Source organism: Vibrio sp. SNU_ST1, assembly GCF_030563405.1.
Taxonomy (GTDB): domain Bacteria; phylum Pseudomonadota; class Gammaproteobacteria; order Enterobacterales; family Vibrionaceae; genus Vibrio.
On sequence record NZ_CP130748.1, the window covers coordinates 3,013,171 to 3,036,955 of the forward strand.

Annotated in this window: 22 protein-coding genes; 15 read left to right on the top strand and 7 right to left on the bottom strand. The window is 45.2% G+C overall.

The genetic code is table 11. The annotated features are described in order from the left end of the window. Positions 1-87: 87 nt before the first annotated feature. The gene (locus tag Q5H80_RS13385) at positions 88-1,284 is read right to left on the bottom strand and encodes a 3-phenylpropionate MFS transporter (RefSeq protein WP_304565522.1); all 1,197 of its coding nucleotides are present in this window, start codon (positions 1,282-1,284) and stop codon (positions 88-90) included. A gap of 228 nt (positions 1,285-1,512) precedes the next feature. On the opposite strand from Q5H80_RS13385, the gene Q5H80_RS13390 reads away from it, so the two are divergent. From Q5H80_RS13390 to Q5H80_RS13435, 10 genes are all read left to right on the top strand, one after another. Continuing rightward, positions 1,513-3,342 carry a DUF294 nucleotidyltransferase-like domain-containing protein gene (locus Q5H80_RS13390; RefSeq protein WP_304569421.1) on the top strand — a complete coding sequence of 610 codons (1,830 nt, stop codon included), beginning with the start codon at positions 1,513-1,515 and terminating at the stop codon, positions 3,340-3,342. Between the two features lie 11 nt (positions 3,343-3,353). Then, a complete protein-coding gene (locus Q5H80_RS13395) occupies positions 3,354-3,986 on the top strand; it encodes a 3'-5' exonuclease (RefSeq protein ID WP_304565524.1) in 633 nt (210 codons plus the stop codon). Between the two features lie 218 nt (positions 3,987-4,204). Next, the gene (gene acs / locus Q5H80_RS13400; protein WP_304565526.1) at positions 4,205-6,154 is read left to right on the top strand and encodes an acetate--CoA ligase; all 1,950 of its coding nucleotides are present in this window, start codon (positions 4,205-4,207) and stop codon (positions 6,152-6,154) included. Between the two features lie 323 nt (positions 6,155-6,477). Continuing rightward, positions 6,478-6,927 carry a type II 3-dehydroquinate dehydratase gene (aroQ, locus tag Q5H80_RS13405; protein WP_009844692.1) on the top strand — a complete coding sequence of 150 codons (450 nt, stop codon included), beginning with the start codon at positions 6,478-6,480 and terminating at the stop codon, positions 6,925-6,927. Between the two features lie 73 nt (positions 6,928-7,000). Further along, positions 7,001-7,453, top strand: a complete 453-nt coding sequence (accB, locus tag Q5H80_RS13410) for an acetyl-CoA carboxylase biotin carboxyl carrier protein (RefSeq protein ID WP_004729736.1) — start codon at positions 7,001-7,003, stop codon at positions 7,451-7,453. Between the two features lie 15 nt (positions 7,454-7,468). Further along, a complete protein-coding gene (gene accC, locus Q5H80_RS13415; protein WP_009844691.1) occupies positions 7,469-8,812 on the top strand; it encodes an acetyl-CoA carboxylase biotin carboxylase subunit in 1,344 nt (447 codons plus the stop codon). Positions 8,813-9,000: 188 nt separating this feature from the next. Next, positions 9,001-9,888, top strand: a complete 888-nt coding sequence (prmA, locus tag Q5H80_RS13420; protein WP_304565534.1) for a 50S ribosomal protein L11 methyltransferase — start codon at positions 9,001-9,003, stop codon at positions 9,886-9,888. A 140-nt stretch (positions 9,889-10,028) separates the two neighbouring features. After that, entirely contained in the window at positions 10,029-10,997 is a 969-nt protein-coding gene (dusB, locus tag Q5H80_RS13425; protein ID WP_009844689.1) for a tRNA dihydrouridine synthase DusB, read from the top strand. A 23-nt stretch (positions 10,998-11,020) separates the two neighbouring features. Continuing rightward, the gene (fis, locus tag Q5H80_RS13430) at positions 11,021-11,317 is read left to right on the top strand and encodes a DNA-binding transcriptional regulator Fis (RefSeq protein ID WP_004729744.1); all 297 of its coding nucleotides are present in this window, start codon (positions 11,021-11,023) and stop codon (positions 11,315-11,317) included. Between the two features lie 172 nt (positions 11,318-11,489). Continuing rightward, entirely contained in the window at positions 11,490-12,449 is a 960-nt protein-coding gene (locus tag Q5H80_RS13435; protein WP_304565578.1) for a GGDEF domain-containing protein, read from the top strand. 47 nt (positions 12,450-12,496) lie between these two features. Here Q5H80_RS13435 and zntR read toward each other — a convergent pair whose 3' ends face one another. Next, the gene (gene zntR, locus Q5H80_RS13440; RefSeq protein ID WP_304565580.1) at positions 12,497-12,937 is read right to left on the bottom strand and encodes a Zn(2+)-responsive transcriptional regulator; all 441 of its coding nucleotides are present in this window, start codon (positions 12,935-12,937) and stop codon (positions 12,497-12,499) included. 322 nt (positions 12,938-13,259) lie between these two features. On the opposite strand from zntR, the gene purH reads away from it, so the two are divergent. Together purH and purD are read left to right on the top strand one after the other, a co-directional pair. After that, positions 13,260-14,870, top strand: coding sequence for a bifunctional phosphoribosylaminoimidazolecarboxamide formyltransferase/IMP cyclohydrolase (purH, locus tag Q5H80_RS13445; RefSeq protein WP_304565581.1), 1,611 nt, complete (start codon positions 13,260-13,262; stop codon positions 14,868-14,870). Between the two features lie 326 nt (positions 14,871-15,196). After that, entirely contained in the window at positions 15,197-16,486 is a 1,290-nt protein-coding gene (purD, locus tag Q5H80_RS13450; RefSeq protein ID WP_304565583.1) for a phosphoribosylamine--glycine ligase, read from the top strand. A 179-nt stretch (positions 16,487-16,665) separates the two neighbouring features. On the opposite strand, the gene Q5H80_RS13455 is transcribed toward purD, so the two are convergent. Both Q5H80_RS13455 and hupA read right to left on the bottom strand, forming a co-directional pair. Beyond that, complete coding sequence (locus Q5H80_RS13455) at positions 16,666-17,364, bottom strand: DUF1481 domain-containing protein (protein WP_304565585.1); 699 nt, start codon at positions 17,362-17,364, stop codon at positions 16,666-16,668. 47 nt (positions 17,365-17,411) lie between these two features. Further along, positions 17,412-17,684, bottom strand: a complete 273-nt coding sequence (gene hupA, locus Q5H80_RS13460) for a nucleoid-associated protein HU-alpha (RefSeq protein ID WP_004729753.1) — start codon at positions 17,682-17,684, stop codon at positions 17,412-17,414. Between the two features lie 270 nt (positions 17,685-17,954). On the opposite strand from hupA, the gene Q5H80_RS13465 reads away from it, so the two are divergent. Next, positions 17,955-19,106, top strand: coding sequence for a CNNM domain-containing protein (locus tag Q5H80_RS13465; RefSeq protein ID WP_304565597.1), 1,152 nt, complete (start codon positions 17,955-17,957; stop codon positions 19,104-19,106). A gap of 80 nt (positions 19,107-19,186) precedes the next feature. Here Q5H80_RS13465 and Q5H80_RS13470 read toward each other — a convergent pair whose 3' ends face one another. Next, positions 19,187-19,774, bottom strand: a complete 588-nt coding sequence (locus Q5H80_RS13470) for a YjaG family protein (RefSeq protein ID WP_017055908.1) — start codon at positions 19,772-19,774, stop codon at positions 19,187-19,189. A gap of 71 nt (positions 19,775-19,845) precedes the next feature. Here Q5H80_RS13470 and Q5H80_RS13475 point away from each other — a divergent pair, with 71 nt between their 5' ends. Together Q5H80_RS13475 and Q5H80_RS13480 are read left to right on the top strand one after the other, a co-directional pair. Beyond that, a complete protein-coding gene (locus Q5H80_RS13475) occupies positions 19,846-20,772 on the top strand; it encodes a D-2-hydroxyacid dehydrogenase (protein WP_304565603.1) in 927 nt (308 codons plus the stop codon). Next, on the top strand, positions 20,772-21,365 hold the full coding sequence (locus tag Q5H80_RS13480; RefSeq protein ID WP_304565605.1) for a uracil-DNA glycosylase family protein: 594 nt from the start codon (positions 20,772-20,774) through the stop codon (positions 21,363-21,365). The genes Q5H80_RS13475 and Q5H80_RS13480 overlap by 1 nt, the downstream gene beginning before the upstream one ends. Positions 21,366-21,473: 108 nt before the next feature. Here Q5H80_RS13480 and hemE read toward each other — a convergent pair whose 3' ends face one another. Together hemE and nudC are read right to left on the bottom strand one after the other, a co-directional pair. Then, positions 21,474-22,541 carry a uroporphyrinogen decarboxylase gene (gene hemE, locus Q5H80_RS13485; RefSeq protein WP_265974812.1) on the bottom strand — a complete coding sequence of 356 codons (1,068 nt, stop codon included), beginning with the start codon at positions 22,539-22,541 and terminating at the stop codon, positions 21,474-21,476. A gap of 299 nt (positions 22,542-22,840) precedes the next feature. Beyond that, entirely contained in the window at positions 22,841-23,650 is an 810-nt protein-coding gene (gene nudC / locus Q5H80_RS13490) for an NAD(+) diphosphatase (RefSeq protein ID WP_304565610.1), read from the bottom strand. Between the last annotated feature and the right edge of the window lie 135 nt (positions 23,651-23,785).

Below are 23,785 nucleotides of genomic sequence, written 5' to 3' on the forward strand. Positions count from 1 at the left end.
TCTCCATAAGGGAGAGGTTTCATTTAACTAAGGATGAGTCATTAACTCAATCGAATCGCTTAAATTCTGTGCTTCAGACTCTAATTATCAGCATTTGCTGTTAGATTCTAATTGTTCCGAACCTGATTGATTAACCTCAACCACTGAACTTCTCTCGTCCAACTTAATGAACAGAGCAAGAGCCCCCATCGCGGCCATACCCCAAAAGATGTTTGCCCCCCAAAGCTCATAGCCCCAGCCACTTAATGTCGTCATTAGTGCGATAACAGCCCCTAATGGGATCGCGTTATACAGCGCTTGAAGCGCGACCATTTTATTCTGTTCTTCTGATTGAATGTATTGAATGGCTGCGATGTGCGCCATAGCAAACGTCACGCCATGAAGCAGTTGCACCATAACTAAGGCGAAAATCGCCGTTGTTGATGCCGTAATACCCCAACGAGCCATCACACCGATTGCAGCTACCACAAACAGAGTACGCATTGACCAGCCAGAGAATAAGCGCTTACTTAACGCAAATACGGCCACCTCAGCGACAACACCTAGGCTCCATAAATAGCCAATAATCGCTTCTGAATGACCCGCTTCTTTCCAGTAAATCGCACTAAAGCTGTAGTAAGCCGCATGGCTACCTTGCAGCAACGCCATCAAGGCCAAAAATTTAACCACAGACGACTCACGCAGTAACTCACCTAATTTTGGTCGCACTGCTTGTTTCTCAGATCGCGTTACTGGCATCACGTTAGGGTTTCTCATCGCCAACACTAACGACAACAGCACACCAACAAGCGCTGTATACAAAATCATATCAGTGCCGAACTGTGCGACTAAATAACCAACCACGGTTGAGCCCGCAATAAAGGCAATCGAGCCCCATAAGCGAGTGCGTCCATAGTCAAGCATCTTAAGACGGCTGTAATGGTTAGCCATTGCATCAGAAAGAGGAATGATCGGTCCACTACACAGGTTGAACAGCACAGTTGCCAGCAACATTAGTATAAAACTGCCTCCGGTGAAAAAGTGGAAACCAACAAACAGCAATGATGCGAAGCTCATCCAGCGCAGAGCTGGCATTAAGTGTTCAACTCTATGAATGCGCGGCGTAATCACAAGGTTCGCAACACAGCGAGTTGCAAAACCGATACCGATCAATACACCGATGTCTCCTGCAGAGGCGCCCTGCTCTTCAAACCACAACGCCCAAAATGGCAAGTACACGCCATAAGCAAAAAAGAAACCAAGAAAATACTGAGAGATCCATCCATAAGGAGAAGGACTAAACATAAATAACCTATAAAGTGTGCAGAAAAAGGCGGCACCAATTATGCCTATCTAGAATGGGATGAAAAAGGAAATTCTTACTGATATAGCATTCCTATATTCAATTAGTCTGGATATCACATAGCACTAAGCTATATCACCTTCATCGATATCCAACCTGCATTTAGACTAAAGTCGTCTGGAGCTTCGCTGGTATTTTGTCAGACTGATTAAAGACTCCCACTTCTTGTGATGCTTATGCCTGATAAATTTAATATGCAGCACCCACCCTTCGATAGCCTGTCCGATACAGAACAATTGAAGCTTCGCTCTTCATTAGACGTGGTGTATTACCGTTCTCAGGAGGTGATACTGGAATCAAATAGGCCGAGCAGACACCTGCACATCCTGATCAAAGGAGCCGTTGAAGAGCGCGCGAGCAGTGATGGTGAGATTTACGCACATTACGCCAATGACGATATTTTTGATGTGCGCAGCCAGTTTGAACCTCACACCAAACATCAATATATCGCGTTGGAAGATACATTAAGTTATCTGCTGCCAACCGATACCTTTCTCGAGCTTTACCACGCCAACGGCCAATTCGCCGCCTACTTTGATAGCAACCTATCAACACGAAAAGCACTGATTGAAGCCGCCCAGCAACAGCAAAATTTGGCCGAGTTCATATTGACTAAAGTGGATGACTCTATCTATCACCCACCACTGATTCTTGAACCGGGGCAACCCATCAACCAAGTGACTCAAATCCTAAAAGAGCAAGGCTTAGACTCGGCGCTGGTTCATTTGGAAAATGAGGGCCTAAAAGCTTTTGGATCATGTACCTTACCGTATGGGATCGTCACGAGAACCAATTTATTGCACGCTGTAATGCTCGATAACTTCCCACAGGACGCGCCCGTCGGCAAGATTGCAACATTTCCGGTGATGCACGTAAACCAAGGTGATTTCTTATTTAATGCCATGATTACCATGACCAGAAACCGGGTAAAAAGGTTGATGGTTTGTGATGGTCGAAATGCTGTTGGCATGGTAGATATGACACAGATCCTCAGTGCATTCTCCACCCACTCTCACGTGCTCACTTTGCGTATTGCGCGATCCAGCAGCATTGAAGAGCTGGCAATGGCCTCCAACAAACAGCGTCAATTGGTCGAGAGCTTACTCAGTAACGGCATTCGCACGCGCTTTATCATGGAATTGATTTCTGCGGTCAACGAACAGATCATAGAGAAGGCTTTTGAGCTCATCATTCCACCCGCACTGCATAATCATTGCTGTCTCATCGTGTTGGGTTCCGAAGGCCGTGGAGAACAAATTCTCAAAACCGATCAAGACAACGCGCTAATAATTCAAGATGGCTTGGAGTGGCACCAATGCCAGAGCGCCATGAACGACCTGACGCATACATTGCAGCAATTGGGCTATCCACTATGTCCGGGCAACGTGATGGTCAACAACCCCAAATGGGTGCATTCAGAACAAGAGTGGAAACAAACCCTCACCCGTTGGGTAAAAAAAGCCACGCCAGATACCGTGATGGATATCGCGATCATGGCGGATGCACACGCCGTTGCAGGTAATAGAGAGTTATTAAAACCCGTAAAGCAGCACCTCAATGATTTGATGCTCGGACAAGAATTGATTCTGACTGAATTCTGCCGACCGGCGCTGAACTTCTCAGTCCCCCTCACTCTATTTGGCAATGTTAAACAATCCAAGTCAGGGCTCGATATCAAACAAGGTGGTATTTTCCCTATCGTGCATGGTGTGAGGGCACTCTGTCTTGAGCATGGTGTCACGGTAAACAACACCTTCGAACGCATTGAACAGTTGGTCTGTAAGAAAGTGCTTGAGCAAAGTACCGCCGATAACCTTAGTGAAGCGCTCAAACAATTCTTTAAGTGGCGCTTAACCCAAAGGCTTTCGCAGCAGCACAGCAGTAACAAAATTAACGTCAAGCTGATGGAGCGAGCTGACAGAGATCTGCTTCGTCATAGCCTGCATGTGGTGAAGAAATTCAAGCAATGGCTTGGTTACCACTATCAGATACGGGATTAGGCGGTTGAACGATGAATAGATTGGTTCGTTATTACTGGCATCACAAACTCAAAGGCTCTCCCTATCAGCCTCTGTTTGCTGCATCTGCGCATAATGAATATGTATCGCTCGACTGTGAAACCACCAGCCTCGACCCCAATCAGGCAGAATTAGTCACCATTGCCGCGACAAAGATCATCGGCAACCGAATCATTACCAGCCAACCTTTTGAAGTCCGATTGCGCGCCCCTCAATCGCTCGATTGCAATTCAATAAAAATCCACCGTATTCGCCATCAAGATCTAAAACACGGCATCGAAGAAAAACAGGCTTTAATCGAGCTACTGAACTTCATTGGAAATCGTCCTTTAGTCGGCTATCACATCCGCTATGATAAAAAAATCCTCGACCGCGCCTGTTTAAAACAGCTTGGATTTCCACTGCCTAACCGATTGGTCGAAGTAAGCCAACTCTATCAAGACAAGCTCGAAAGGCAGCTGCCCAATGCCTATTTTGATCTCAGCATGGATGCTATCTGTTGCCAGCTCGATTTACCTATCCCGGTCAATAAACATGATGCATTACAAGACGCTATCTCCGCCGCCCTGATCTTTGTTCGCCTAAAACATGGTGACCTGCCCCGTTTCAACTCTTCTTATTCTTAATTCAACCACTGGCGCTTCACATAGAGAGCAACATCTCAAAAATGAACTTAACTCGCTATTTTGTAAGTGAAAAGCAACGTCTCATCCTAAAGTCTAATTGTGGAAATCGCCGTCCTAGTCGAGAGTGATAGCACAACGACGGTTCTGTAATAGACCTAGAAACTGAACACAAAGGAAGTTGCCAGTTCATTAGGAATGTAGGCACAAGGAGAGATGCAATGAGTGAAACCCACGTTTATCCGGTAAAAGAAAATATTAAATCAACCACACACGCGGATAATGACACTTACCTAGCCATGTACCAGCAATCTGTTTCTGACCCTGAAGGCTTTTGGGGGGAACACGGAAAAATCGTTGATTGGATTAAACCTTTCACACAGGTAAAAAATACCTCTTTCGACCCTGGCCACATTGATATTCGCTGGTTTGAAGATGGCACGCTTAACGTTTCGGCTAACTGTATCGACCGCCACCTTGCTGAACGCGGCGATGAAGTCGCTATCATCTGGGAAGGCGATGACCCGGCGGATGACAAAACTCTAACTTTTAATGAACTACACAAAGAAGTGTGCCTGTTTTCGAATGCTCTGAAAGAGCAAGGCGTGCGCAAAGGCGATGTGGTTTGTTTATACATGCCAATGGTTCCTGAAGCTGCTGTTGCCATGCTGGCGTGTACCCGTATCGGTGCGGTTCACACAGTAGTATTTGGTGGTTTCTCACCAGAAGCACTGTCTGGTCGTATTATCGATTCAAATTCTAAAGTCGTTATCACTGCCGATGAAGGCGTACGTGGCGGCCGTGCGGTTCCACTGAAGAAAAACGTCGATGAAGCTCTGACGAACCCTGAAGTTAAGAACATCGAGAAGGTTGTGGTATTCAAACGCACTGGCGGTGATGTGGCATGGCACGAACACCGCGATGTGTGGTGGCACGATGCTATTGCTAATGTATCTGCAGATTGCCCACCAGAAGAGATGAACGCAGAAGATCCACTATTCATCCTTTATACGTCAGGCTCAACAGGCAAACCTAAAGGTGTTATGCACACCACAGGTGGTTACCTTGTTTATGCCGCAATGACCTTCAAATACGTATTCGATTACCAAGAAGGCGAAACTTTCTGGTGTACAGCCGATGTAGGTTGGATTACCGGTCACACTTACCTTGTTTACGGACCGCTTGCCAATGGTGCAAAAACCATTCTGTTTGAAGGTGTGCCGAACTACCCGAACACAAGCCGCATGAGTGAAGTGGTCGATAAGCACCAAGTTAACATTCTTTATACGGCTCCAACTGCGATTCGTGCATTAATGGCGAAAGGCAATGAAGCGGTTGAAGGCACTTCTCGTGACAGCCTAAGAATTATGGGCTCAGTGGGTGAACCTATCAACCCTGAAGCGTGGGAGTGGTACTACAAAACAATCGGTAATGAGCAGTCTCCAATTGTCGATACATGGTGGCAAACAGAAACGGGCGGCATCTTAATCGCACCACTACCGGGCGCAACCGATCTAAAACCGGGTTCAGCGACGCGTCCATTCTTCGGTGTACAACCAGCGCTGGTTGATAACATGGGTAACATCATTGAGGGCGCAACAGATGGCAACCTAGTGATTCTTGACTCTTGGCCAGGCCAGATGCGTACCGTTCATGGCGATCATGACCGTTTCGAACAGACTTACTTCTCTACCTTTAAAGGCATGTACTTCACCAGTGACGGTGCTCGTCGTGATGAAGACGGTTACTACTGGATTACCGGTCGTGTCGATGATGTACTTAACGTATCAGGTCACCGTATGGGTACTGCTGAGATTGAATCGGCTCTAGTCGCATTTGATAAGATTGCAGAGGCTGCGATTGTCGGTATCCCTCATGATATTAAAGGCCAAGCCATTTACGCTTACATCACGTTGAATGATGGTGAATTCCCGACTGCAGAGCTTCATAAAGAAGTGAAAGACTGGGTACGTAAAGAGATAGGCCCAATCGCAACGCCCGATGTACTGCATTGGACCGACTCATTACCAAAAACACGTTCTGGTAAAATTATGCGTCGTATTCTGCGTAAGATTGCCACCGGCGACACGGGTAATCTAGGTGACACCTCGACACTGGCCGACCCAAGTGTGGTTGATAAGCTGATTGCAGAGAAAGCTGAACTGGCATAAGCAACCCGTCACATTAGCTCATCACTGTTTAAAACAGACCATAAATAAACCGTCACCTATGTGGCGGTTTTTTTATGGCTGATCTTGATCTCAAATATCCTCGACAAAATTAAGGCTAAGACGCTTTTTTGTTAAGTTGGTAACAATCTCACACTCTATCAATAGGAGATTAGACCAGTAAATTGCTGCGATTTGCGCTGAATTAGCTATAATCTGGTTCTAATTTTTAAATTTGGGTTTTTCTTACTGGAAATTATTCCCAAATTTTCAATAAAATGGCAACATTCACGTTCGTAAACACGATAAAGGAAGATAGCCCCACAATGTCTACAAAGTTTCGCATTCTAGTTTTAAATGGACCAAACCTTAATCTGTTAGGCCTTAGAGAACCTGCACACTACGGTTCTCAAACACTTGACCAGATTATTAGCTCATTGACCGAGCAAGCGAAAACACACGATGTTGAGCTATCTCACTTACAGTCAAATCGTGAGTATGAGCTGATTGAAGCTATCCATAGTGCTTATCAAAATGTTGATTTCATTATCATCAACCCAGCGGCCTTTACACATACCAGTGTGGCGTTGCGTGATGCACTACTTGGTGTTGCTATCCCATTTATTGAGGTTCACCTATCGAATGTTCACGCACGTGAACCATTCCGTCACCACTCTTACCTATCTGATAAAGCAGAAGGTGTGATTTGTGGCTTAGGTGCCCAAGGTTATCAATTTGCTTTGACGGCTGCGCTCAACAAGCTCAACGCAAAGTAAATAAAACAACGAACTATTACTAACCTACTCAGTCAAAGAGTAAGTTCAATCAACAGATAAAGAGAAAGAAACAATGGATATTCGCAAAATCAAGAAGCTAATCGAATTGGTTGAAGAGTCTGGTATTTCTGAGCTAGAGATCTCTGAAGGTGAAGAGTCAGTACGAATCAGTCGTAACAGCCCTGTATCTGCAGCACCTATTCAATATGCAGCAGCTCCAGCACCTGTAGCGGCAGCAGCACCTGCAGCGGCACCTGTAGCGGCAGAAGCGGCAGCTCCTGCGGTTCCTGCTGGTCACCAAGTTCTTTCTCCAATGGTTGGTACTTTCTACGGCGCTCCAAGCCCAGATGCAAAACCGTTCGTTAAAGTTGGTCAATCTGTAACTGCTGGCGAAACACTATGTATCGTTGAAGCAATGAAAATGATGAACCAAATCGAAGCTGATAAATCTGGTGTTGTAACGGCAATCCTAGTTGAAGACGGTCAACCAGTAGAATTCGACCAAGCTCTAGTAATTATCGAATAATAGAGAGCACTCATTATGTTAGATAAATTAGTAATCGCGAACCGTGGTGAAATTGCACTGCGTATTCTGCGAGCATGTAAAGAGCTTGGCATCAAAACGGTAGCAGTTCACTCAACCGCTGACCGCGATCTTAAGCACGTACTGCTTGCTGACGAAACCATTTGTATTGGTCCAGCTCGTGGTATCGATAGCTACCTGAACATCCCTCGTATCATCAGCGCTGCTGAAGTAACGGGTGCAGTTGCTATCCACCCAGGCTACGGCTTCCTATCTGAAAATGCAGATTTTGCAGAACAGGTAGAGCGCAGTGGTTTTATCTTCGTTGGCCCTAAAGCTGAAACCATTCGCATGATGGGTGACAAAGTGTCAGCTATCACGTCAATGAAAAAAGCTGGCGTACCTTGTGTACCAGGTTCTGACGGCCCTCTTGACGACGACGAAGCGAAAAACAAAGCGCACGCTAAGCGCATTGGTTTCCCTGTAATCATCAAGGCTTCTGGCGGCGGCGGCGGTCGTGGTATGCGTGTTGTTCGTACTGAAAAAGAACTAACAGAAGCTATCGCAATGACTCGTGCTGAAGCAAAAGCATGTTTCAATAACGACATGGTTTACATGGAAAAATTCCTAGAAAACCCACGTCACATTGAAGTACAAGTGCTTGCAGATGGTCAAGGTAATGCTATCCACCTAGGTGAGCGTGACTGTTCAATGCAGCGTCGTCACCAGAAAGTTGTGGAAGAAGCGCCAGCACCAGGTATCACTGAAGAAATGCGTAAATACATCGGCGATCGTTGTACTCGTGCATGTCTTGAGATTGGTTACCGCGGCGCAGGTACATTTGAGTTCCTATACGAGAACGGTGAGTTCTACTTCATCGAAATGAACACTCGTATCCAGGTTGAGCACACGATTACTGAAATGGTAACGGGTATCGATCTAGTGAAAGAGCAACTTCGCATTGCTGCTGGTCAGCCTCTATCATTCACACAGGATGATATTAAGCTGCGCGGCCACTCAATCGAATGTCGTATTAATGCAGAAGATCCCGTTCGTTTCCTACCGTCTCCGGGTAAGATCACGCGCTTCCATGCTCCAGGTGGTATGGGCGTACGTTGGGAGTCTCACATCTACACGGGTTACACAGTGCCACCACACTACGATTCAATGATTGGTAAGCTAATCACTTACGGTGAGAACCGTGATGTTGCTATCGCTCGTATGAAGAACGCATTGGGTGAAATGATTGTTGAAGGTATTAACGTTAATACTGAGCTTCAGCTGTCTATTATGAACGACGAAAACTTCCAACACGGTGGGGCAAACATCCACTACCTTGAGAAGAAGCTTGGTCTACAATAGAAGCTAGCCTTCCGTAATTTGTTCTCTGTAGAACAGTAATAAATGCTCACTTCGGTGGGCATTTTTGTTTATAAATATTCGCAATAATCAATTCATAATCCCCATTATATTCCGTGGGGTTTTGGTGAATTTGCTCATATTTTCTGCTAGACTCGCCATCCAATTTTTCTCATATAGAAGATGCAGCCATGCCTTGGATTCAAATCAAGCTTAATGCTACCAATGAAAATGCCGAACAAATCGGCGACATGTTAATGGAAGAGACTGGTGCTCTTTCTGTAACTTTCCTGGATGCACAAGATACCCCTGTATTTGAGCCTCTGCCAGGCGAAACTCGCCTTTGGGGTGATACTGACATTCTCGCGCTTTACGACGCTGAGACTGATACTGGTGTCGTTATAGCGCAGATTAAAGCAAGCAACATGTTCCCTGCAGACTTTGCTCACAAAGTAGAGCAAATTGAAGACAAGGATTGGGAACGTGAATGGATGGACAACTTCCACCCAATGAAGTTTGGTGAGCGTTTATGGATCTGCCCTAGCTGGCGCGATATCCCTGAACCTGACGCTGTAAACGTAATGTTGGATCCCGGTCTTGCATTTGGTACAGGTACTCACCCGACAACGGCATTGTGTCTTGAGTGGCTTGAAGGCTTAGACCTTACAGGCAAAACCGTGATCGATTTCGGTTGTGGTTCCGGCATCCTAGCGATCGCAGCGATCAAACTTGGCGCGGCAAAAGTTATCGGGATCGACATTGATCCTCAAGCCCTGCTTGCATCAAAAGACAACGCACAACGCAATGGTGTTGCTGAGCAACTAGAGGTGTTCTTGCCACAAGATCAACCAGAAGGTTTGCTGGCTGACGTCGTTGTTGCCAACATTCTTGCCGGTCCATTACGCGACCTTTCTGGCATCATTAAAGGCCTAGTAAAGCCAAATGGTGTACTAGCAATGTCGGGTGTTTTAGATACACAAGCGGAAGATGTTGCAACTTATTATCGTGATGAGCTTCACATTGAACCGGTCATTGAACAACAAGAATGGTGTCGAATCTCTGGTCGCAAGCAAGGCTAGGTAAGACTTTGGGCGCTAATTGACTGAAATTTAAACAAATTACAAAAACAAATTGTAAATGCTCAAATATTAGTCTTTTCACGCAGCGAAAAAATGCGTAAAATGCGCGCCCTTGCTGGTACAGAACTGTGATGACATTTTTGAAAATCGGAAATTATCAACTTAAGAACAATCTAATCGTCGCTCCTATGGCTGGCGTAACGGATAGACCATTCCGTGAGTTGTGTCTTCGTTACGGTGCGGGGATGGCAGTCAGTGAAATGATGTCCTCCAATCCGAAAGTTTGGAAAACGTCAAAATCTCAGCAGCGTATGGTACATGAAGGCGAATCGGGCATTCGTTCAGTACAAATCGCTGGTGCAGATCCACAGCTTATGGCCGAGGCTGCTCAATTCAATGTTGCTAACGGTGCGCAAATCATCGATATCAATATGGGTTGCCCAGCCAAAAAAGTGAATAAGAAGCTTGCGGGCTCAGCCCTACTTCAGCATCCAGAACTCATTGAAGATATTCTGAAGGCTGTGGTAAATGCTGTCGACGTTCCAGTAACGTTGAAAACGCGCACAGGCTGGGATACAGACAATAGAAACTGTGTCCAAATCGCGAAAATAGCCGAAGACTGCGGCATACAAGCTCTTGCCCTTCACGGGAGAACTCGCGCTTGTATGTACAAAGGTGAGGCAGAATACAAACACATTAAAGCAGCGAAACAAGCAGTATCTATTCCGGTTATCGCTAACGGTGATATCGATAGTCCGGAAAAAGCGAAGTTTGTGCTGGAGTACACCGGCGCTGATGCTTTAATGATAGGTCGACCTGCCCAAGGACGTCCTTGGATTTTTAACGAAATCCTACACTATTTGGAAAACGGCACCACGATGGACCCACTCCCGATTTCGGAAGTGAAAGATATCATGCTTGGTCATGTGCTCGCTCTACATGAATTTTATGGAGAGTTTTTAGGCCCTCGCATCGCTCGTAAGCATGTGGGTTGGTATCTAAAAGAGCATGAGCAAGCGAGTGAGTTTCGCCGTACCTTCAACGCATTCGAAGCAGGTGATCTGCAGCTTGAAGCGCTAGAAGGTTTTTTTGATAACGTTGCACCATAATTACGAGAAGAGCTAGACCGAATATGTTCGAACAAAATCTGACTTCAGAAGCATTGACAGTAACTACAGTTACATCACAAGACCAAATCACGCAGAAGCCACTACGTGACTCAGTTAAAGCATCATTGAAAAATTACCTTGCTCAATTAAACGGTCAAGAAGTCAGCGAGTTATACGAATTAGTATTAGCTGAAGTTGAACAGCCACTACTAGACACTATCATGCAATACACTCGCGGTAACCAAACTCGCGCAGCAACCATGATGGGTATTAACCGCGGTACTCTTCGCAAGAAACTTAAAAAATACGGCATGAACTAATCGTTCTTTCGTAATTGATTGAATTAGAAGCCGAGCTCTTTATTGAACTCGGCTTTTTTTTTATTTATATAGCCACAAGCGAACAATAATCAATCAATTAATTGGATGTAACGATTGATAACGTAATCACTACCGATATAATGACCCATTAATCTAATCGTCTGGAAGCTACATGCTTGATATGAAAAGGGAAGAATGGCTTAGCACACTGATCCGTGAATTGCCTGATCGTCATCTTCTGTTAGATACAACCGGACGCATTGTTGAAAACTTTGATAATCCAATTCACCACACCGTTGCAGAATTATTGCCTCCAGCAGTTGAAAAACAGCTGTTAGAAGCGGTAAAGAAAGCTCATTCAAATCGCGAAACTCAATACATTCACTACTCCCTTGCGCCCTGTCAGCAACTTCAGCTTTCTATTGAACAACTTTTCGCTCAAGGTGAAGGTAATGTAGATTCAGACTATCGATATTTTGAATCCACATTAAAGCCATTGTACATCTCACCTGAAAAGCAATATATACTGTGGCAAGAGCGAGATATAACTAAAACACATCAACGTGAATCTGAGCTGAAAAGACTCGCTGAAATCGATGAGTTAACCGGTATTTTAAACAGACGCGCTTTTTTACTTGGGTTGGAAAAAGAGTTCAGTCAATCGCCTAAGCAAAGCTTAACGTGCTTAATGATAGACATAGACCATTTCAAAGAGATCAATGACCAAGTCGGCCACCTTTCTGGTGATGAGGTAATCGTTCAAGTAGCGAGTTTGTGCCAACAGTCCATAGGCAGCAATGGTTATATAGGTCGCTTAGGTGGCGAAGAATTTGGTGTCATTCTCACGCACACCAGTGCTATTGAAGCTTACTACGTTGCAGAGACGATTCGTAAAGTGATTGAATCAACACCATGCACCGTAGACGGCCACATCATTTACCCAACAGTCAGCATCGGCGTTGCTGAATACACACCACACCTTAAAACCATAAAAGAACTATTGGCTCAAGCTGATAGAGCCATGTACTCTTCAAAGCAGACTGGCCGCAACCAAGTCACGCTTTACCATAATAACCTACCCACTTTAAAAATTGACGCTCAACTAAGAGCCAAAATACTGCAAGCTTCCTAGGGTTATCAACCGTAGTAAACCTCTCTCCCTAACGGGGAGCTCTTCATCTATTTACCATCAGCAGCACAGCATGAGTTTTGTTTATCTTCGCTCGCCAAAGCACCTAAGATAGAACAATGGCTCGCATCGTCATCTACATGACCGCAGCAAGCATCATTAATCTTCTTTAATGCCGTGCGTATTCTGCCAAGTTCACTGATTTTTTCATCAATAAGTGTTAGCTTTGCCGTTGTGATGGCCTTCACTTCCGAGCAACTGTGCTGCGTTGCTTCCAAGCGAATCTCGAGCAATTCCTTAATTTCATCTAAACTCAGCCCTAACGCTTTAGATTTAAGAATAAAAGTCACCTGTTTCTGATTGTTTTCATCATATAAGCGATAGCCGGAGTCACTGCGACTGGCAGGAGCAATCAGGTTACTTTTCTCATAAAATCGCAAGGTATCAGCTGTCACACCACATCGTTTTGCTAATTCACCGATCTGAAACATATTTTTCCTACTCTTTCGTCCATTCCACAATTAACCTTTTTGTTACTTTTCAAGCTGAAATGGCACTTTTCATAATTAATTTTGAGATGCCAAACGATTGCGCGAGCTTTTTTGTAATAAATTAGTTAGAATCGGCGCCATCAAATTTGGAGTTGGTTATCTTATAGCTTGATTATAAGAACACCCAAAAGGTCTTTACCAAAACTGGCCAATATTTTATCTCTTACTGGTATCTAAGATACTCCACACTGAGAAGATAGAAACAAGTTCTTTTTTGGCAAATATCTTTATTTTAACCCCATGAATTTGAGGAAATGGAAGCATGAATAACGCTCGTCCAATTCGCCGCGCTCTCATCAGCGTATCAGACAAAACTGGTATCGTTGAATTTGCACAAGCTCTTGCTAACCGAGGTGTAGATATCTTATCTACTGGTGGCACTGCTCGCCTGCTTGCTGAAAAAGGCATCTCTGTAACAGAAGTATCTGACTACACTGGCTTCCCAGAAATGATGGATGGCCGTGTGAAGACTCTGCATCCAAAAGTTCATGGTGGTGTTCTAGGCCGTCGCGGCCAAGATGATGACGTGATGGAAACTCACGGTATCAACCCTATCGATATGGTTGTTGTAAACCTATACCCATTCGCAGAAACCGTTGCTAAAGAAGGTTGTACCCTTGCTGACGCTGTTGAGAACATCGACATCGGCGGTCCAACAATGGTTCGCTCTGCAGCGAAAAACCACAAAGACGTCACTATCGTTGTTAACGCACACGACTACGAGCGTGTTGTGGCTGAAATGGACGCGAACGAGCAATCTCTAACACTAGAGACTCGCTTCGACCTCGCTATCGCAGCATTCGAACACACGGCTTCTTACGACGGCATGATTGCTAACTACTTCGGCACTATGGTTCCTAGCTACGGCGCCTCTTTACTTGATGAAGAAGGTAAAAAGGCTGACGAAGAAAGCAAATTCCCTCGCACGTTCAACCAACAGTTCGAGAAGAAGCAAGATATGCGCTACGGTGAGAACAGCCACCAAGCAGCAGCATTCTACGTTGAAGCGAACCCAGAAGAAGCATCAGTATCGACTGCTCGCCAAATTCAAGGTAAAGCACTTTCTTACAACAACATCGCTGACACTGACGCAGCTCTTGAATGTGTGAAAGAGTTCAACGAGCCAGCATGTGTGATTGTTAAGCACGCTAACCCATGTGGTGTTGCACTAGGTGAAGACATCCTAGAAGCTTACGACCGTGCATTCAAAACAGACCCAACGTCTGCATTTGGCGGCATCATCGCTTTCAACCGTGAACTAGACGCTGCAACAGCAACGGCTATCACAGAGCGCCAATTCGTTGAAGTTATCATTGCACCATCCGTTTCTTCTGAAGCAGTAGCAATCGTTGCTGCTAAGAAAAACCTTCGCCTACTTGAGTGTGGTGAGTGGACAACTAAGACGACTGGCTTTGATGTGAAACGCGTAAACGGTGGCCTGCTAGTTCAAGACCGCGACCAAGGCATGGTTTCTGAAGACGACCTAAAAGTAGTGTCTAAGCGTCAACCAACAGCTGAAGAACTAAAAGATGCCCTATTCTGCTGGAAAGTAGCGAAATACGTTAAATCTAACGCTATCGTTTACTCGAAAGGCGACATGACGATTGGTGTAGGCGCAGGCCAAATGAGCCGCGTTTACTCTGCGAAAATCGCAGGCATCAAAGCGGCAGACGAAGGTCTACAGGTTGAAGGTTGTGTGATGGCATCAGATGCATTCTTCCCTTTCCGTGACGGTATCGACGCGGCTGCAGAAGCGGGCATCAAGTGTGTTATCCAACCGGGCGGCTCTATGCGTGATGAAGAAGTTATCGCAGCAGCAGACGAACACGGCATGGCGATGATTTTCACAGGCATGCGTCACTTCCGCCACTAATTCTCTTGTCATCATTGGGGCGGTAACTGCGTTGACTACGCTCGCTTACCCTAATCACATAGCGAGCTATGCTCATAGGGATAAGCTCGCTTGTCGCCTTGTTAGCGCTCCCACTGGTTTAAAGAGATCTCAAATAGTTGAATGACGTAAGCAGCAACTACTTTGAGCAAAACTTATAATTTTGTTTTTTAAATATTCCGATATTTGAAATACGTAGAGCAAGTCAGTGACTTTAGTTCAAGGAAAACACGCGGAGCTTATGACTATAAGTGAGCATGTTTGACACAGAAATAAAGGCTCTGAAGCAGCTATAAGGATTTTAAAACATGAATGTACTAATTATTGGTGCTGGCGGCAGAGAACACGCTTTGGGTTGGAAGGCAGCACAAAACCCAAACGTTGAAACGGTATTCATCGCTCCAGGTAACGCAGGGACTGCACTTGAGCCGAAACTTGAGAACGTAAACATCGGTGTTGAAGACATCGCAGGTTTAGTGGCGTTTGCTCAAGATAAAAAAATCGAACTGACTATCGTTGGTCCTGAAGCGCCATTGGTTATTGGTGTAGTTGATGCATTCCGCGAAGTTGGCCTACCAATCTTTGGCCCAACTCAAGCGGCAGCACAGCTTGAAGGCTCTAAAGCATTCACCAAAGACTTCCTAGCTCGTCATGAGATCCCAACAGGTTACTACTCAAACTTCACTGAGATTGAGCCAGCTATCGCTTACGTTCGCGAGCAAGGTGCTCCAATCGTAGTAAAAGCTGACGGCCTTGCTGCAGGTAAAGGCGTTATCGTTGCGATGACCCTTGAAGAAGCAGAAGACGCAATCAAAGACATGCTAGCAGGCAACGCATTTGGCGAAGCAGGCAGCCGCGTAGTGATCGAAGAGTTCCTTGAAGGTGAAGAAGCAAGCTTCATTGTAATGGTTGACGGTTCTAGCGTACTTCCTATGGCCACCAGCCAAGACCACAAACGTGTTGGCGACAAAGATACAGGCCCTAACACGGGCGGCATGGGTGCTTACTCTCCAGCGCCAGTTGTGACTCCAGAAATCCATAACCGTATCCTTGAGGAAGTTATCTACCCAACGGTACGTGGTATGGATGCAGAAGGCGCGCCTTACACCGGTTTCCTATACGCTGGCCTAATGATCGATGCTGACGGCACACCAAAGGTTATCGAATACAACTGCCGCTTTGGCGACCCTGAAACGCAACCTATCATGATGCGTATGGAGTCAGACCTTGTTGAACTTTGCCTAATGGCTATCGATGAGAAGCTAGACGAAGCAGAATCAAAATGGGATCCACGCGCTTCTATCGGTGTTGTTCTTGCTGCTGGCGGTTACCCTGCTGACTACGCAAAAGGTGACGTTATTTCACTGCCAACTAGCGAAGTTGAAGGCCAAAAGGTTTTCCACGCGGGTACGACAAATAACGAAGCTGGCGACGTTGTGACAAACGGTGGCCGTGTACTTTGTGCAACGGCATTGGGTAATACGGTTTCTGAAGCTCAGGAGCGCGCTTACGCGTTGACGAAGCAAGTTAGCTGGAATGGTATGTTCCACCGCAATGACATCGGTTACCGTGCGATTACGCGCGAGCAAGAACAGTAATCAATCTTGTTACTCGCTTACTTTTCAATAACAGTAACAAATGACAGTAAGCGAATAACAGAAAAGGCGCCTCGATAGGCGCCTTTTTTATCACTCAATCTCTAGGAATCTGTACCTGTACAGACAAATCAGTGCTTGGCCTACAGCAAGCCAAATACCCTCAATCCTTTAGTTGATCGCTATTCTTTCAACAATGACGGCCTAACGACACAATCATGGCTGTCTTCAGCCAGCATCAGTAACTCTTCTACGCTCATCTTACCTAGTGAATCACTGCCAAGAAACGCCGCATAGCTTTCCACAGACGCCAATCGGTCGATCACGAAGCTTGGCAAGGTCTGATTAAATTCAAAGCGATCAAACTCACCACCAGCACACGTTTCAAAAGAACGACCATTCCAGTAACCCTGAACCAGTCTTAGCCCTTCGTCATGCAGCTTCATCGTAGTATCTAAAACCGACTTGGCTTCTTTCTGGTAGCTTTCGAGTTGCTTAACTTGGATAGGTAAAATTTTGCGATCAATACGATACTGCTGATATACCGCTTCGCCTGACTTATTAAAACGCACATGGATACTATACGGAACCAGCTCATTAGAAGAATTACGTTGCTCACCTTCACGAATGAATTCACGAAGTATACCTTCCGACCAAGCATAGTCCGTTTGGTACCAGCCGTAATCGCCTACAGTGACGTAGTCAGCTGAAGTATGAGGTTGTGTTAGCTTGTTTGTAACCCAGTAGAAACTTGTCGCGTCGCCCATGACTTGGCCGCCGGTGTGAGTTTCAAATTGCTCTAGGTTTTTGCGAGGGCTGGTTGATGAACAGCCAATGAGAAATGTAGATAATAGTGAAACGAGAAGAAGTGCTTTTTTCATAAAAACCTGTACCGAGGTGGAATACGACTACCTCGGTACAGTTTAGATTATTTCACTGAATCTTTCAGCGCTTTACCTGCAACAAATGCTGGAACATTTGCAGCAGCGATTTGGATCTCGTCACCAGTTTTTGGGTTACGACCAGTGCGAGCTGCACGGTGGTTTACTTTAAAAGTACCAAAACCAATTAGCTGAACTTGATCGCCATCTTTAAGAGCATCTGTAACACCGCCAAGAGTCGCTTCTAGAGCAGCTTTAGCTTGTGCTTTAGAAAGGTCCGCTTTTTCAGCAATAAAGTCGATTAATTGAGTCTTGTTCATTTTAGGTTTCCCTTCTTTGTATTTTTGAATTCGATTCACTCTAAAACATAAATGCCCCATCTGGCAAAGGTTTGTCGTCGATCTTTAGCTCTAATGCCGTAGTTTTAGCCATAATATGAGTAATAACTCACAATTTGTTACTGAATTTACTGAGCAAGCCCTTGTTTAAAAGGGGCTGAGAGCAAAATTAATGATGACCTAGCCACTACTTATTCTCTATAATCCACGCTGAATCGCTGCTAAAGCGTACAATTTAATTTAAGGGCAAACATGCTGCTGCTAACTATTTACGTATCCATTGCTATTGGAGTTTCTTTCATTTGTTCTGTTTTGGAAGCTGTACTTTTGAGTATTAGTCCGAGCTACATTGCTCAACTAAAACAAAATGGGCACCCTGCAGCAGAGTCATTAGACAAACTGAAAACCGATATTGACCGCCCGCTTGCGTCAATTTTAACGCTCAACACCATCGCGCACACCATCGGTGCTGCGACAGCGGGTGCACAAGCAGCAGTCGTTTTTGGTAGCCAATGGTTAGGCGTATTCTCTGCCGTATTAACTCTGGGTATTTTAGTTCTGTCTGAAATTGTTCCAAAAACCATTGGCGCGACCTACTGGCGTCAACTTGCTCCAGCATCATCAAATGTGCTTCGCTGGATGGTCTTTTTCCTAACACCATTTGTGTGGTTCTCAGAGCAAATTACCAAACGTTTAGCTCGCGGCCACCAGGCACCAAAAATGCGTGATGAGCTATCTGCAATGGCTATTTTGGCAAAAGAGAGTGGCGAGTTTGCTGAAGGTGAATCAAAAATTCTGAGCAATCTGTTAGGAATTCAAGATGTGCCCGTGACTCAAGTCATGACACCACGCCCTGTTGTATTCCGCGTCGATGCAGAAATGAGTGTCAATACGTTCCTAGAACAACACAAAGACACGCCATTCTCACGCCCACTGGTTTACAGCGAGCAAACTGACAATATCATCGGTTTTGTCCACCGCTTAGAGCTGTTTAGATTGCAGCAAGCGGGTTGTGGTGAGAAGGCTCTGGGTGAAGTGATGCGCCCTATCCACGTCTTGCTAAACAACATGGGTTTAGCTAAGGCCTTTGACCAAATGATGGCAAACCGCCTGCAACTCTCTTTGGTTGTGGACGAGTACGGCACAATTCAGGGCATCATCACCCTTGAAGACATCTTTGAGCACTTAGTTGGTGAAGAGATTGTCGACGAAGCAGATAAAACCACAGACATGCAAGAACTGGCGTTCCAACGTTGGGAAACGTGGAAAGAGACACACGGTGTTATCGAAAACCGCGATGAAGAGGACGAGCTAGAGGAAAAAACTCTAGCAGACAACGACACCTCAGACTCAAAATCAGCGGATGAAAGCAAGATTCAAAAAGAAGACAAGAAAGACGCTTAACCTCAGTTTGATAGCGTCAGATACAACAAAGGCTCCCTAAGGAGCCTTTGTTTTTATTCGGACTTTGATGCGATAGCGAATTATAACGCCACACCAATATTACTTACAGGGTCTTCACGCAGTTCGTGGCGTAGGTCTTTGATCAGCTCTAAGTCACGCTCAGTCGTTTCACGTAGAGGTCGGAAAATGGCCCACTGAACGTCCCACTCTTCACATACTGCTTCGTTTTCTTTCTGGTTTTCGTTCGTCACTTCTTCAGCGCCTTGAGCAAACTCAAGCTCAGCAACCGTCTTCACCGATTGTTGACTCACTTTAATTACCGCTTCCAACATATGCTCACGATCAAGTAGGCCATGGATTAATGTTGCTAAGCCTTGGCATGCGTCCATTGCAGGGTAAACACCATAGAAATCAAAATCATCTGCGCTAGGGAATAGCTCTTCTACTTTCTCAAGTTGACGCTCAAAGTTAACCTTTGCCGTTTTAACGGTTAGGATTTCCCAAATGCTATCCAAAACATCACGATAGATTCGAGCTTCCGCAAATTCTGTATTCTCACAAAACATGGCATAGTTAGGATACATACGCTCACATAGACACGCCATAAAAGTAATTTGTTGCCAAGGTTCTAACTTTTCAAGACGAACCTGAAGTGGATTCTGAAGCATAGTCACTCAATAATTGCAGAAAAAGACAGCGAAAGTGTACTTGATAAACCCTGGGGGGAAAAGGTAAGCCGATGAACAATTTTACGAATAAGCTCTATATTCTTACCGAGCATGACGATACCTATACGCAACTGATTCTAAACCAAGGGTTACCTGACCTCGAAATCACTCAAAACCCCGAATTAGCTGAGATCGTACTGGCTGCTCCTCCTTTAATAGCGGAGCGACTTAATGAGTTTAAAAAGCTAGACTGGGTGCAAAGTACCTATGCAGGAATCAATAAACTCACTCAGCCGGATCTGCGTCAAGATTATACGCTGACCAACGTCAAAGGGATCTTCGGCCCTGCGATTGCTGAATACGTGTTGGGTTACACGATCAGCCACTGTAGACACTTTCCTCACTACCACCAGCAACAAGTACAACGAATCTGGCAGCCACAGCTTTATACTAGCCTAACTGACAAAACCATGGTGATTTTAGGAACGGGGTCAATTGGCAGTCATTTAGCTAAAACCGCTGCTGCTTTTGGTATTCACACCATAGGTGTCAACCGGACAGGTATCCCATCAAAGCAAGAAACCTTCAAAGACACTTTCCACATTAATGAATTAGAAGCCGCCCTCAAGCAAGCGGATATTGTAGTGAACACACTGCCATCAACGGATGAGACCTACCAACTACTGAATCAAACCACCTTAAGCTACTGCTCTAACGTATTGCTGTTTAATGTGGGTCGCGGGGAAAGCATAGACAATAAAGCGTTACTGCTTGCGATTAAGAATAAATGGGTTGAACACGCTTTCTTAGATGTCTTTGAATGCGAACCTCTCACACAAGAACACCCGTTTTGGAAATTGCCTCAAGTAACCATCACACCACACATTGCGGCTCTAAGTGAGCCAAGACAGGTCGTGGAGATCTTCGCCAATAATTACCAACAATGGCGAGATGGTTTTACACTGAATAACACCATTGATTTTGATAAAGGCTACTGATGTTCTCATCACTGCTCACCGAGATACGACAATGCACCGCTTGTGAGCCTCATTTATCACACGGTGCAAATCCAGTGATTCAGGCACACCCAAACGCACGCTTGCTGATCATAGGCCAAGCGCCCGGTATCAAGGTTCATAAATCATCTATCCCTTGGAACGACGCCAGTGGCGAGCGATTGAGAGAATGGCTAGGAATGGATAGCAATACGTTTTATGACGAACAAAAAGTCGCGATTGTTCCTATGGGGTTTTGTTATCCGGGAAAGGGAAAGAGTGGCGATCTCCCACCACGTAAAGAGTGTGCGGAGCTTTGGCATAACAAAGTGCTGCAATCGCTACCCAACATCCAAATGACACTGCTGATTGGCCAGTACGCACAAAACCATTACCTGACAAATAAAACCACTAGCACGCTCACTGAAACAGTACGTAACTGGCAAGTTTGGGCTCCAGAATTTTTGCCGCTTCCCCACCCTTCACCACGTAATAATATCTGGCTCAAGAAGAACCCTTGGTTTGAAAGTGAAGTCATTCCCTACATTAGGAAGCATGTATCAGAGCATTTGGCCTACTATGATCCAAATGCCTAATTAGCTGCACATCAACGATGATTAAGCCGATATTGGATGCGGATAAAAAAGTAATAAAAAAGCGCTGCCGATTTCTCGACAGCGCTTTTTCTAAAAACACATACTGAATTACTTGTGGTATGGCTTAGACAATTCGTGAACTGCGTCCACAAATACACCAGCATTTTCTGGTGGCACATCTAGGTGAATACCATGGCCAAGGTTAAATACGTGACCAGTACCGCCGTCACCAAAACCTTCAAGGATAGTGCCGACTTCTTCACGAATACGCTCAGGTTGTGCGTAAAGCACTGATGGGTCCATGTTGCCTTGTAGAGCCACTTTATCGCCAATACGCGCTTTTGCATCCGCAATATTGATTGTCCAGTCTAGGCCAACTGCATCACAACCAGTCGCTGCGATAGATTCTAGCCACATACCACCATTCTTAGTGAACAGAGTAACTGGTACACGGCGACCTTCGTTTTCACGGATTAGGCCATCGACAATTTTGTGCATGTACTGCAGTGAGAACAGGTTGTAGTCACGCGGAGTAAGTACACCACCCCATGTGTCGAATACCATTACCGATTGTGCACCCGCTTTAATTTGCGCGTTCAGGTATTCAATAACAGTGTCAGCCAGCTTATCTAGAAGTAAATGCAGCGTTTGTGGCTCTGCGTACATCATCTTCTTGATCTTAGTGAACGCCTTCGAGCTGCTGCCTTCAACCATGTAAGTTGCCAATGTCCAAGGGCTACCAGAGAAACCAATCAGTGGCACTTCGCCTTTCAGGTCTTTACGGATCTGACGAACGGCATTCATTACGTATTGAAGTTCACCTTCAGGATCTGGTAAACCAATCTTTTCTACGTCAGCTTTACATGTGATAGGGCGCTCAAACTTAGGGCCTTCACCTGTTTCGAAGTACAAACCTAACCCCATCGCATCTGGGATAGTTAGGATGTCAGAGAACAAGATTGCCGCATCAAGCGGGAAACGACGTAAAGGTTGAAGTGTTACTTCTGATGCTAGTTCAGCGTTTTTGCACAAAGACATGAAATCGCCCGCTTCAGCGCGCGTTGCTTTGTACTCAGGAAGATAGCGGCCAGCTTGGCGCATCATCCATACCGGTGTGTAATCAACAGGCTGTTTTAAAAGTGCGCGTAAATAGCGATCGTTTTTTAATTCGGTCATTCCGTTAAATTCCAATTCAATCTTGTCTAGTTTTGATGGCAAGTATTCTAACACTGATTGAAGGGTAAAAGCTGTGTGCTTTGCAACCTAGATCAAGTTATTAACTTTTAAATCCATGCTTAATTTGCACCCAATTACAGGAGCATGTTAAAAATTTGTTCGCTAGCGAAAATTACAATTATAACAACTGAGTAGTCACTACTCAGCATCTCATAACGACATCTTACTTACCCCCTCCACTTGTGGAGGGTTTTTTTTAGTGTTTGACCACCCATAGGCCAAATACTATCACAGGTAATTTAATGTTCTAGTTCTTGCTCCGCGACGCCGTCTTTCCTTACGTCATCGACTGTATTCTCAATCAATTGTCTTGCAATCGTTCCAACAGGAGCAACATCAGGCAGGCTTGTTACGTCAAACCATTGGGCATCCGACAGTTCACTGTAATCAGGTTTGAGCGTTCCACCAGCATAGTCAGCAAGAAAGGCCATCATCATACTCGATGGAAACGCCCATGGCTGGCTACCAAAGTAACGAATATTACTCACATCGATCCCCGTTTCTTCTTTGACTTCGCGCGCCACACACTGCTCTAGGGTCTCTCCAACCTCTAGGAAGCCTGCTATTACGGTGTACATACCCGTTTTATGCCTTGGGTGCTGCGCAAGTAATATCTTGTTGTCGTTTCGTACAGCAACAATGATGCACGGGAAGATACGAGGGTAATGAAGCGTTCGGCAGTCTCCACATTGCATCGCTACCTGATTATGATTCAGGTGATTACGACCGCCGCACTGAGGACAAAAACGCATACTTTGCGTCATATGCCCATACTGGATAGCTTTGCTTGCGATCAGAAAACTCGATTCAGGCCAGTGAAGCAAATCTCTTAGGCTGACCATGCTCAGTTCAATCTCCACATCGCAATCGTTGAGCCAATACACCTTACGACCTTGATGCTGACCAATACAGATTGCATGCTCAACACTCAGCCCAAGTTCTTCAGCAGAGCCAAAAGGAAACTGATCATCATTAACCCAAATATCACTACCAGAAACGACGCACCAATAAGCTTGAACTGTCATTTTGTTATCACTTTTTTTTAACATCCCTATGCCTCATTGCTTGCAGTTCGTTCATTTTACTGGCAATCTAATTTCATACTAGAGTTGTAGCAGAGAATATTTCAAGCTATTACTTTTAGTAGCTACCAATAAAACGGACCCTGCTTAGGCAATTACTTG